The sequence below is a fragment of the Falsiroseomonas oryziterrae genome, assembly GCF_021864505.1.
In the GTDB taxonomy this organism is placed as follows: Bacteria; Pseudomonadota; Alphaproteobacteria; order Acetobacterales; family Acetobacteraceae; genus Falsiroseomonas; species Falsiroseomonas oryziterrae.
In genome coordinates this window covers 1-11,048 of the sequence record NZ_JAKJIB010000111.1, presented here as the reverse complement: position 1 = coordinate 11,048, position 11,048 = coordinate 1, and the positions used below count along the sequence as shown (strand labels likewise).

General features: G+C 70.0%; 10 protein-coding genes. 3 read left to right on the top strand and 7 right to left on the bottom strand.

The genetic code is table 11. The features are described 5' to 3' along the window. A partial coding sequence (locus L2I40_RS11130) for a hypothetical protein (protein ID WP_456305740.1) occupies nt 1-244 on the bottom strand: 244 nt, incomplete at its 3' end. Nucleotides 245-293: 49 nt separating this feature from the next. Between L2I40_RS11130 and L2I40_RS11125 the strand changes: the two genes are divergently transcribed. Together L2I40_RS11125 and L2I40_RS11120 are read left to right on the top strand one after the other, a co-directional pair. After that, nucleotides 294-1,931 carry a GMC family oxidoreductase gene (locus L2I40_RS11125; RefSeq protein ID WP_237215028.1) on the top strand — a complete coding sequence of 546 codons (1,638 nt, stop codon included), beginning with the start codon at nt 294-296 and terminating at the stop codon, nt 1,929-1,931. Between the two features lies 1 nt (nt 1,932). Further along, nucleotides 1,933-2,796 (top strand): pirin family protein, encoded by an 864-nt coding sequence (locus L2I40_RS11120; protein WP_237215027.1) that lies wholly within the window; start codon nt 1,933-1,935, stop codon nt 2,794-2,796. A gap of 3 nt (nt 2,797-2,799) precedes the next feature. On the opposite strand, the gene L2I40_RS11115 is transcribed toward L2I40_RS11120, so the two are convergent. Genes L2I40_RS11115 through L2I40_RS11090 form a run of 6 tightly spaced genes read right to left on the bottom strand, consistent with a single transcriptional unit; the run spans nt 2,800 to nt 9,719 of the window. Beyond that, nucleotides 2,800-3,771, bottom strand: coding sequence for an ABC transporter ATP-binding protein (locus L2I40_RS11115; RefSeq protein WP_237215026.1), 972 nt, complete (start codon nt 3,769-3,771; stop codon nt 2,800-2,802). Next, nucleotides 3,768-4,763, bottom strand: coding sequence for an ABC transporter ATP-binding protein (locus tag L2I40_RS11110; protein ID WP_237215025.1), 996 nt, complete (start codon nt 4,761-4,763; stop codon nt 3,768-3,770). The genes L2I40_RS11115 and L2I40_RS11110 overlap by 4 nt, the downstream gene beginning before the upstream one ends. Before the next feature lie 17 nt (nt 4,764-4,780). Then, nucleotides 4,781-5,680 carry an ABC transporter permease gene (locus tag L2I40_RS11105; RefSeq protein WP_237215024.1) on the bottom strand — a complete coding sequence of 300 codons (900 nt, stop codon included), beginning with the start codon at nt 5,678-5,680 and terminating at the stop codon, nt 4,781-4,783. A gap of 1 nt (nt 5,681) precedes the next feature. After that, nucleotides 5,682-6,623, bottom strand: a complete 942-nt coding sequence (locus L2I40_RS11100; protein WP_237215023.1) for an ABC transporter permease — start codon at nt 6,621-6,623, stop codon at nt 5,682-5,684. Between the two features lie 7 nt (nt 6,624-6,630). Continuing rightward, nucleotides 6,631-8,220, bottom strand: coding sequence for an ABC transporter substrate-binding protein (locus L2I40_RS11095; protein ID WP_237215022.1), 1,590 nt, complete (start codon nt 8,218-8,220; stop codon nt 6,631-6,633). Nucleotides 8,221-8,249: 29 nt separating this feature from the next. Further along, nucleotides 8,250-9,719, bottom strand: a complete 1,470-nt coding sequence (locus L2I40_RS11090) for a M81 family metallopeptidase (RefSeq protein ID WP_237215021.1) — start codon at nt 9,717-9,719, stop codon at nt 8,250-8,252. Nucleotides 9,720-9,838: 119 nt separating this feature from the next. On the opposite strand from L2I40_RS11090, the gene L2I40_RS11085 reads away from it, so the two are divergent. Beyond that, nucleotides 9,839-10,837 carry a succinylglutamate desuccinylase/aspartoacylase family protein gene (locus L2I40_RS11085; protein ID WP_237215020.1) on the top strand — a complete coding sequence of 333 codons (999 nt, stop codon included), beginning with the start codon at nt 9,839-9,841 and terminating at the stop codon, nt 10,835-10,837. Nucleotides 10,838-11,048: the final 211 nt, after the last annotated feature.

Sequence of the window (11,048 nt, the reverse complement as noted above, 5' to 3'; positions counted from 1 at the left end):
CGCTCGGGGCGACGGCTTGGGCGGGTGCGGCCGCCGGCGGCGGGGCCGGGCGCGGCGCACCCGGCACCGCGATGCCCTGCGCGCGCAACGCCTCACGCAACTCGAACAACTCGCGCCGCAGCCGCCCGGCTTCGCGCCAGCCCGCGATGCCGAGCGCCCAGCCGACCAGCAGGCCGAGCGGCACGCCGAGTCCGAGCAGGATCAGAAGCTCCCCCATGGCGGCACGCTCCACGCGGTAGCCCATGCGGTCAACCGGGCTGCCGCGATCCCGCGGCGCCGCCTATGCTGCCCGCATGAGCGAACCTGACAGCTTCGACTACGTCATCGTCGGCGCTGGCGCCGCGGGCTGCGTCCTCGCGAACCGCCTGACCGAGGATCCTTCGGTCACGGTCTGCGTGCTCGAGGCCGGTCCGCCCGATCGCAACCCGTGGATCCATGTCCCGGCCGGCTTCATCAAGACACTCGCCGACCCCTCCGTCACCTGGCAGTTCAAGACCGAGCCCACGCCCATGACGGGCGGCCGCCGGATCGCGACCACCCAGGGCCGCACGCTCGGCGGCGGCTCCTCGGTGAACGGCATGATCTACAACCGCGGGCAGCCGGCCGATCTCGACAGCTGGGCCCAGCGCGGCAATCGCGGCTGGGGTTATGCCGATTGCCTTCCCTATTATCGGCGATCCGAGAACCGGATCGGCGTTTCCGACGCGACCCGCGGCCGCAACGAAGGTGCCGTCCCGGTCACCGACATGGACTGGATCAACCCGCTGTCGGAAGCCTTCATCCAGGGCTGCATCGGCCTCGGCATCCCCCGTGCGCGCGACTACAATTGCGGCGACCAGGCGGGCGTCGGCTACTACCAGCGCACCATCCGGAACGGCCGGCGCGTCTCCGCGGCCGTCGCCTTCCTGCGGCCCGCGATGCAGCGGAAGAACCTCGAGGTCCGGACCGACGCGCGGGCGAGCCGCATCCTGTTCGAGGGCAGGCGCGCCGTCGGCATCAGCTACCTCGCCGCGCGCAATTCGCCGCCGCAGGAGGTGCGCGCGCGGCGCGAGGTGATCCTGACCGCGGGCACGGTGAACACCGCGCGGCTGCTGCAGGTCTCGGGCATCGGCCCGGCCGACCTGCTCGGCCGCCTCGGCGTGCCGGTGGTGCACGAGATCCGCGGCGTCGGCTCCAACTTCCGTGACCATTACGCCAGCCGCTTCGTGATGCGCGCCAAGCCCGGCGTCGAGACGCTGAACGAATTGTCGCGCGGCCTGCGGCTCGGCGCGCAGATCGCGCGCTGGGCGCTCAAGCGCCCCTCCATCCTCGCTACCACGCCGTCGCATGTGCATGTCTTCTGGAAGAGCTTCGAAGGGCTCGACCAGCCCGACCTGCAATGCGTCTTCACGCCCGGCAGCTACGCCGAAGGCAAGGTCTACATCCTCGACAACTATCCGGGCGTGACGGCCGGCGCCTGGCAGCACCGCCCGGAATCGACCGGCTGGGTGCGCGCGCGAAGCGACGACGTCTTCGAGGATCCGGAGATCAATCCGAACTACCTCTCCGACCCGATGGACATCCGCGTGCATCTCGGCGGAATGCGCCTGCTGCGCCGGATGCTGGGGACGCCGGAGCTTGCACGATTCGTCGAATCCGAGACGCTGCCGGGGCGGCAGGTGCAGTCCGACGACGAGCTGCTGGACTTCGCCAAGCGCAACGGCAGCACGACCTATCATCTGATCGGCACGGCGCGGATGGGCCCCGCGACCGATCCGACGGCCGTGGTCTCCGACCGGCTGCTGGTCCACGGCATGGAGGGCCTGCGCATCGCCGACGCCTCCATCATGCCGTCCATGCCCTCGGCCAACACCTACGCGACCACGATGATGATCGCCGAGCGGGCGGCGGATTTCATCCGCGGCCGCGAGGCCGCGAGCGAGGCGGCCTGACATGGCCACCCGCAGCGTCACCGGCGTGCATCCCGCCTTGCGCGACGACATCGGCGACCTCGTCACGCATCGCCCGCTTCCCGGCCCGGGCCTCGAGCAGGTGGACCCCTTCCTGTTCCTGAACCACCACGGGCCGCAGACCTATCCGCCTGGCAACGGCGGCCTGCCCTTCGGCCCGCACCCGCACCGCGGCTTCGAGACTGTGACCTTCATCCTCGAAGGCGAACTCGCCCATCTCGACAGCGGCGGGCATGAGAGCGTGATCCGCGCCGGCGGCGTGCAATGGATGACGGCCGGGCGCGGCCTTGTGCATGCCGAGGTCTCGCCGGCCTCCTTCAAGCGCGACGGCGGGAAGCTCGAGATCCTTCAGCTCTGGGTGAACCTGCCGGGGCGGCTGAAGATGAGCACGCCCGCCTATCAGGGGCTGCAGGCGGAGCAGATCCCGAAGCTCGCCCTGGACGAGGGCCGGGTGACGGTCGAGCTGATTTCCGGCACGACGCTCGGCCGCACCGGTCCTGTGCAGTCGCTCACCGGCGTCTTCATGTCGGTGCTCCGCCTCGCCGCCGATGGCGGTGTGGCAGCGCCCGTGCCGCGTGGCGATGCGGTGTTCTTGTATGTCGTGCGCGGCGCCGTGCAGGTCTCCGGCACGCCTGTCCCGGCCTTCCACCTCGTCACGCTCGCCGACGACGGCGACGAGGTGGAGATCCAGGCCGATGAGGACAGCGTCGTATTGTTCGGTCACGCGCCGCCTTGCAACGAGCCCGTCGTCGCGCATGGTCCCTTCGTGATGAACACGGCGGAGGAGATCATGGACGCGATCCGCGACTACCGCGCGGGCCGCTTCGGCGCGGTGAAGCTCGGGTAGGGCCTACGTCTCGACCAGGTGGCAGGCGACGTTCCAGCCCGGCCGCACCTCGCGCAGCGCCGGCGCCTCGCTGCGGCACCGGGCCACGGCAAAGGGGCAGCGCGTGTGGAAGTGGCAACCCGGCGGCGGATCGAGCGGAGAGGGGACATCGCCCTCGATCACCAGCTTCTCCCGCCGCGCGCGTGGGTCCGGGATCGGCGCTGCCGATATCAGCGCCTTGGTGTAGGGATGCAGCGGTTCGGAGACGATGTCGTCCTTCGACCCGATCTCGACGATGCGGCCGAGATACATCACCGCGATGCGGTGGCCGATATGCTCGACCACGCCCAGGTCGTGCGAGACGAAGAGGTAGGAAAGCCCGAACTCCTCCTGCAGGTCCACGAGCAGGTTCAGCACCTGCGCCTGCACGGAGACGTCGAGCGCGCTGACCGGCTCGTCCGCCACGATCAGGTCGGGCCTCAAGGCCAATGCCCGCGCGATGCCGAGGCGCTGGCGCTGCCCGCCCGAGAACTCGAAGGGGAAGCGCCGCATCATCTCGGCGCGCAGACCGACCTTCTTCAGAACCGCGGCGACCGCCTCCTCCCGCTCCGCGCGGCCCATCGCCTCGTAGTTCTCAAGCGGCTCGGCCACGATGTCGCCGGCCCGCAGCTTGGGGTTCAGCGAGGCATAAGGGTCCTGGAACACCATCTGCACTCGCCGCCGATGCGCCACCATCGCGGCGTCGTCGAGCTTCGTGATGTCCGTGCCGCCGAGCCGGATGCTGCCGCCCGTCGGCTCCACCAGCCGCGTGATCAGCCGCGCGACGGTGGACTTGCCGCAGCCCGATTCGCCCACGAGGCAAAGCGTCTCGCCCGGCGCCACCGTGAAGCTGACGCCGTCCACCGCCTTCACATGCGCGACGGTCCGCCGCAGCAGGCCGCGCTGCACCGGGAAGTGCTTGACGAGGTCGGTCACCTCCAGGACCGGCGCGCTCACGGCATCTCTCCGGCGTGCCAGCAGGCGGCGAGGTGGCCGGGGCGATGCTCGGCCAGCGGCGGCGGCTCCGCCCGGCAGCGCGCGGAGGCGATCGGGCAGCGTGGCGCGAAGGCGCAGCCGACGATCGGCTTCCGCAGGTCCGGCACGATGCCCGGGATCTCCGCCAGCCGCTTGCGGCGGCCGAGCCCGATCCGCGGGATGGAGGCCATCAGGCCGCGCGTGTAGGGATGCAGCGGCGCATCAAACAGTTCCAGCACCTCCGCCTGCTCCACCACGCGCCCGGCATACATCACGATCACCCGCTGGCAGGTCTCCGCGATCACGCCGAGGTCGTGGGTGATGAGCATCACAGCCGAGCCGGTCGCCTGCTTCAACTCCAGCATCAGCTTCAGGATCTGCGCCTGGACCGTGACGTCGAGCGCCGTGGTCGGCTCGTCCGCGATCAGCAGCCGGGGCGAGCAGGACAGCGCCATCGCGATCATGACGCGCTGCCGCATCCCGCCGGAGAACTGGTGCGGATAGTCGCCGACCCGCTTCTCCGCATCCGGAATGCGCACCAGGCGCAGCATCTCCGCGGCACGCCTGAGGGCATCCGATCTCGATGCGCCCTGGTGGATCATCACCGCTTCCGCGATCTGGTCGCCGATGGTCAGCACCGGATTGAGGCTGGTCATCGGTTCCTGGAAGATCATCGCGACCCGGTTGCCGCGGATGTCGCGCATCCGGCCCTCGGGCAGCGACAGCAACTCCTGGCCCTCGAACCGCACCGACCCTCCGACGATCCGCCCCAGCCGTGCGGGCAGCAGCCGCAGGATCGAGAGTGCCGTCACCGACTTGCCACAGCCCGACTCGCCGACGATGCCGAGCGTCTCGCCGGGCGCGACCGTGAAGCTCACGCCGTCCACGGCGCGGGTGACGCCGTCGCGGGTGAAGAAATGCGTCCGCAGGTCCTCCACCTCGAGGATCGGCTTCACCGCCGTCGCAACCTGCATCTCTGGCTCGACGAGGTTCACATCCGCCTCGCCAGCCGCGGGTCGAGCCGGTCGCGCAGCCCGTCGCCCAGCAGATTGACCGCCAGCACGACCAGTGCGAGCGCCGCGCCGGGGAAGAAGATCAGCCAGGGCGCGCGGGCGAAGAACAGCCGCGACTGCGCGATCATGTTCCCCCAGGTCGCGATCTCCGGCGGGACGCCGGCGCCGAGGAATGACAGCCCGGCCTCGATCAGGATGGCACTGGCGCAGATGTAGGTTGCCTGGACGATCAGCGGCGCCACCGTCATCGGCAGCACATGGCGGATGATGATCTTGCGTGAGCGCGAGCCGACCGAGATCGCCGCGTCCACGAAGGGGCGTTCCCGCACCGCCAGCACGACGGCGCGGACCAGCCGCACGACGCGCGGCACCTCGGGGATGGTGATGGCGATGATCAGCAGCAGCAGCCCGCCGCGGGTCAGTGCGACGAGCGCGATCGCCAGTAGGATGGACGGGATCGACATCAGGCCGTCCATCAGCCGCATCACCACGGCATCCACGCGCCGGTAGTAGCCGGCGACCAGCCCGATCGCGAGGCCGATGACGGTGGCGAGGATCGCCACGCTCAGGCCGACCATCAGCGACACCCGCGCCCCGTGCAGCGTGCGCGCGAAGATGTCGCGGCCGAGGTTGTCGGTGCCGAAGCGGTCGCGCTTCTCCGGATCGAAGAAGTTCGAGAAATCGGGCGGCTTCAGCCGGTCGGCCGGCGAGGCCTGCATCGGCGGATTGGTGATCAGCGGCGCGAGCAGGGCAAGCGTCACCATGAAGGCCAGCAGCACCGCGCCGATCACGATGGTGGGGTTGCGTCGTGCGAAGGTCCCGAAGGCCTTCAGCCGCCCCGGCCTCGCCTCCTCGGCCGCGATCGCCGCCTCGCTCATCTCAGTAGCGGATCCGCGGGTCGAAGAAGGTGTAGGAGATATCCACCAGCAGGTTCACCAGCACGTAGACCGCCGAGAAGATCAGGATGCAGCCCTGGATGATCGGATAGTCGCGCCGCTGGATCGCATCCACGACGAGGCGGCCGACGCCGGGGATGTTGAACACCGTCTCGGTGATGACGACGCCGCCGATCAGCAGCGCGACCCCGATGCCGACCACGGTCACGATCGGCACCGCGGCGTTCTTCAGCGCATGCCGCGTCAGCATCGGCCGCGTCGCGACTCCCTTGGCCTGTGCCGTGCGGACATAGTCCTCCGCCAGCACCTCCAGCATGGAGGCCCGCGTGATCCGCGCGATCAGCGCGACATAGGCGAGGCCGAGCGCGATGGAGGGCAGCACCAGCCGCTCGAGCCACGGCCCCACGCCCTCGGCCAGCGGCGTGTAGCCCTGCACCGGCACCCAGCGCAGGTTGATCGCGAAGACGAAGATCAGGACGTAGCCGACCACGAAGACCGGCACCGAGAAGCCGAGCACGGCGAAGCCCATGATCAGCCGGTCCACCAGCGTGCCCGCCTGCCAGGCGGCCAGCACGCCGAGCGAGACCGCGATGATGACCGCGAAGGTGATGGTGGTCAGTGCAAGCGAGATCGTCGGCTCGGCGCGCTCCAGCACCAGGTCCAGCACCGGCTTGCCCCAGAAGAGCGACTCGCCGAGGTCGCCCTGCATCAGCCGCCAGAGCCACATGCCGAACTGTCGCCAGAGCGGCTCGTCCAGCCCGAGCTGTGCGCGGATCTGCGCCACCTGGTCCGAGGTGGCGTTGTCCCCTGCCAGCACCGCCGCCGGATCGCCCGGCGTCAGGTGCAGCAGCAGGAAGACGCAGACCGCGACCACCAGCATCACCGGGATGGTCGCGATCAGCCGCCGCGCGATGTAGGCGCCCAAAGTGGTGTCAGACCCGCTCGACGTTCCAGAACGGGATCACCTCGGGCACCGGCAGCCAGTTGCGCGTGCCGCGATAGGCGACCGGCTGTGTCCACTGGCCGAAATACAGGTGCGGCACGAAGTTCCAGGCATTCTCCTGCATCTGCCGCGCCACCGCGAGCCGGGCTTCCGGCGTCGGCGCCGCGGCCCACTGGTTGCGCAGCTCCTCGTGCCGCGCATCTTCGGGCCAGCCGAACCAGCCGCGCGTGCCGGTCGCGGCGTGGCCTGCGAGCGCGATCGGGTTGCCCACGGCCGGGCCGCCGGCGGCGGTGATGAAGATGTTCCACCCGCCCTGCTCGGGTGGCGCCTGCACCGCGCGGCGCTGCACCACGCCGGACCAGTCCATCGGCGCGACCTGGATGTTCATGCCGATCGCGCGCAGCTCCTGCGCCAGCAGCTGCGCGGCGTTCGTCATGTAGAGGATGTTGGTCGCCTGCAGCAGCACGACAGGACGGCCGTCATAGCCCCCTTCCTGCAGCAGTTGCCGCGCGCGCTGCACGTTCGGGCCGCGCGTGAACCACTCCGTGTTGGCGTCGTTCTCCATCGGCGTGCCGCAGGTGAAGAGGCTGCCGCAGGTCCGGTAGAAGCGGCGGTCCACGAAGGTGGCCCGCATGTGGTTCTCCTGGTTCACCGCCCAGAGCACCGCCTGCCGGACCTTCGGGTTGTTGAAGGGCGGATGGAGGAAGTTCAGGCGGATCCAGCCGACCTGCCCCAGGCGGTTCAGGATCTCGATGCGGATGTTGCGGTCGCCTTCGAGGCTCGGCAGCACGTCGATCGGCGGCGTCTCGACAAACTCGACCTCGCCTGCCTGCAGGGCCGCCACGCCGGTCTGCACATCCGGCATGTTGACGAACATGGCGCGGTCGATGAGCACGCGCTTCCCGCCGGCGATGCCGGAGGCCGGCTCGCTGCGCGGTACGTAGTTCGGGTTGCGGTCGTAGACGTAGCGGCTGCCCATCCGCGTCTCGGTCTGGTTCAGCGTGAAGGGGCCGGATCCCACCACCTCGCTGATGCGCTGCATCGGGTCGGTCTCGGCTTCACGACGGCGCATCATGAAGCAGATCGGCGTGGACGTCTTGGACAGCGCCTCCAGCACCAGGCCATAGGGTTCGGACAGCGTCATCACGACCGTCTTGTCGTCGCGCGCCGACAGGTCGCGCACGCGCTGGAACATGTGCTGCCCTGCGCCGTCGCGCGCGGCCCAGCGACGAATGGAGGCGACGCAATCCGCCGCCGTCACCGGCGTGCCGTCATGCCAGCGCAGCCCGTCGCGCAGTTCGAAGGTCCAGGTGAGGCGATCGTCCGACACGTTGTGCCGGTTCACCATCTGCGGCTGCGGCACGCCGTTGGCATCTGTGCCGAACAGCGTGTCGTAGACCATCGCGCCGTGGTAGGCGGCCATGTTGGCCGTGGTCCAGATCGGGTCGAAGGTCGGCACGTCGCCGTGCATGACCGCCCGCACGACGCGCGGCTGCCCCGGACGGGCCTGCGCATTCGCCAGCCGCGGCGCGGCCAGCAGCGCCGCACCCCCTGCCAATACCTCGCGTCGCGTCGTCATTCTTGTGCCTCCTCTCCCGTCGCCTTGCGTCAATAGATCAATGCAGGCTCCGCCACCGCGTCGAGCGGCCAGATCGGCCGCTGGATCTTCGTGTAGGGGATCTTCCGGTAGTCACGGCTCAGCGGTCCATCGGAATCGACGTAGATCACCCGGTCCGCGATCGGCCCGAAGGCTGCCATGAAGTGGTTGGTGGACTTCACCGCGACGATCTTGCGCTGCGTCGGCTCGATCCCGAGGTTGCGGAACAGCTCGAGCCCGAGCGCCTGGGTGCGATTGCTGATCAGCACCACCTCCACCCCGCCGACCTTCACCGCGGCGCAGTCGCCGACCGGCACCTGCGTCGGCCCGAAGCTCTGCCAGCAATCGCGCTTCAGCGCCGTGACGGTCACCATCGCATCCACCGGTGGGCCGGAAGCGGGGCCGGTCTTGCCGCCGAAGCGCAGCGGGAAGACCGCGCCTTCGCCGGCGTCGAAGCAGAGCCGCACGGCGATCGGATCCCAGATCGGCCCGATGCAGGCACTGTCGGCGTTCATCGCCATCAGGGTGCGCAGCATGGTTGTGTTGTCGGAGGGCGCACCGCCGCCGGCATTGTCCGCCGGGTCCGCGACCACGACCGGCGCGCCGTTATGCGCCCGCGCCGCCGCGAAGCCCTCCGCGACCTCCATGTAGTCCGGCGCCGTGCGGCCGCGCATCGAGACGAACTCCTGTCCGATCCGCGTCGCCATCGCGTCGGCCTTCGCCTTGTCGCCGTCAGCAATGACCAGGATGCGCCCCGACAGCTCCGCGACATCTGCATAGGGGAAGCAGTGGCCGATCGAGATGGAGAGGATGCCGTCCTTGCCCTCCAGCCCCTTCACCTTGTCCACGAAGGCCCGCATCAGCGGCAAGGTGGTCGGGTAGCTGCCGATCTGCCGGCAATCGTACATCGACATCACCGGCTTCACCTGCTTGCGGATGGTGCGCAGCACGAGGTCCAGTACCTCCTCGGCGCGTTCCACCACGTCGGTGTGCGGGAATTCCTTGTAGAGGATGACCACGTCCGACAGCCGCACGCGCTTCAGCGTCAGGTGGCAGTGCGGGTCGAGCTCGACGCCGATGACGCAGTCCGGCCCGACGATCTCCCGCACCTTCTCGATGATGTCGCCCTCGACGTCGTCATAGCCATGCGCGACCATCGCGCCGTGCAGGCCGAGCAGCACGCCGTCCAGCGGCATCGCCGCGCGGCACTCGGCCAGCACCTTGTCGCGCATCCACTCGTAGTCCGCGCGGTTCGTCGTGCCGGCCGGGCTTGCCGCGAAGCAGGATCCCTCGATCAGCGTGAACCCTTCCGCCGCGGCCCGGCGCCGGGCGACCCAGAGCGGCGCGGTGCACATCAGCGGCGTCGCGTCCGGGTGCTCGCCCGGCGCGAGGAACACGCCGTCGCGATAAGCCGCGAGGCTCGTCGGCAGCGGCGAGAAGGTGTTGGTCTCGGTCGCGATGGTCGCGGCGAACAGGCGCATGCGTCCTCCCCGGACGGGTCCCCGCAGGAAGCTGACCATGCAGCGGGCCGGCAGCGCAATGGGGGATCTCGACGTCCCCGCCGGAGCCGCGCAAGCTTGCCCGCCGGGGAGGGACTGCCATGACGGACCGGCCGACTCATATCTGGACGCCGATCGACTATGCGCGCGACGGCAAGCAGGTGGACTGGCTGCACCTGCCGCATTCCGTCACGCGATCGGCCTACGGCACCATCGCCATCCCCGCCGCCGTCGTGAAGAACGGCGAGGGGCCGACGGCGCTCTTCACGGCCGGAAACCACGGCGACGAGTACGAAGGCCAGGTCGCGCTGTGCAACCTGATCCGGGAGCTGAAGCCCGAACGCATCCGTGGCCGCGTCATCATGATCCCCGCGCTGAACCTGCCCGCGGCCATGGCGGGCACGCGCACCTCGCCGCTCGACGAGGGCAACCTGAACCGATCCTTTCCCGGCAATCCGGACGCGACGCCGACGCCCGCCATCGCGCATTACGTGGACAGCGTGCTCTTCCCGATAGCCGACCTGTTCCACGACCTGCATTCGGGCGGCGGCTCACTCGCCTATGTTCAGTTCGCCTCGACGCATGCCGGCAACAACCCCGAGGTCCACGCGCGCGGGCTCGCCGCGCTGCGCGCCTTCGCCGCCCCCGTCTCCCTGGTCTGGCGCGCGGGGTCGGATGCGCGCTACTCGCCGCACGCGGCGATGAAGCGCGGCGTGCCCGCGCTCGGCGGGGAGTTCGGCGGCGGCGGATCGCTGTCGCGCCGCGGCCTCGCCATCGTGGAGGAGGGTCTCGAGCGCCTGTTGCGCCACATGGGCATCGTCGAGGGCGTGGTCGAACCGCGCCCAACACGCATGATGGAGGTACCCACGCGCGCGCATTTCGTGCACGCCCCGACGGCCGGCGTCTTCGAGCCTGCGGTGGAGCTTGGCGACAGCGTGAAGGCGGGCGACCTCTGCGGCCGAGTCCACTTCGTGGACGATCCCGCGCGCACGCCCGTCGATTGCCGCTTCGCCGCCGACGGCGTGGTGGTCTGCCAGCGGCATCCCGCCCGCGTGGAGCGCGGAGACTGCGTCGCGCACACCGCGGTGGATGTCGCTTGACGACTCATTGCCTCCTCGGACGCAGCCGCGCGCGGAGTTCACAGCAGCGTCATCGGCACGCTAGGGGAGACGCATGACGACCCGCTCCGCGCCACGCGGCCTCGTGCTGCCGCTCCTCCTCGCCCTCGCCGCGCCACTGGCCGGCTGCGCTCTGCTGCAGCCCGGCGCCGCCGTGCCCAGCGCGCCGACCGAGCCGGCGCCCTCCGCGGCC

Coding starts and splice junctions, on each gene's coding strand:
- L2I40_RS11125 (WP_237215028.1), top strand. CDS start 294: ATGAGCGAACCTGACAGCTTCGACTACGTCATCGTCGGCGCTGGCGCC.
- L2I40_RS11120 (WP_237215027.1), top strand. CDS start 1,933: ATGGCCACCCGCAGCGTCACCGGCGTGCATCCCGCCTTGCGCGACGAC.
- L2I40_RS11110 (WP_237215025.1), bottom strand. CDS start 4,763: ATGCAGGTTGCGACGGCGGTGAAGCCGATCCTCGAGGTGGAGGACCTG.
- L2I40_RS11105 (WP_237215024.1), bottom strand. CDS start 5,680: ATGAGCGAGGCGGCGATCGCGGCCGAGGAGGCGAGGCCGGGGCGGCTG.
- L2I40_RS11095 (WP_237215022.1), bottom strand. CDS start 8,220: ATGACGACGCGACGCGAGGTATTGGCAGGGGGTGCGGCGCTGCTGGCC.
- L2I40_RS11090 (WP_237215021.1), bottom strand. CDS start 9,719: ATGCGCCTGTTCGCCGCGACCATCGCGACCGAGACCAACACCTTCTCG.
- L2I40_RS11085 (WP_237215020.1), top strand. CDS start 9,839: ATGACGGACCGGCCGACTCATATCTGGACGCCGATCGACTATGCGCGC.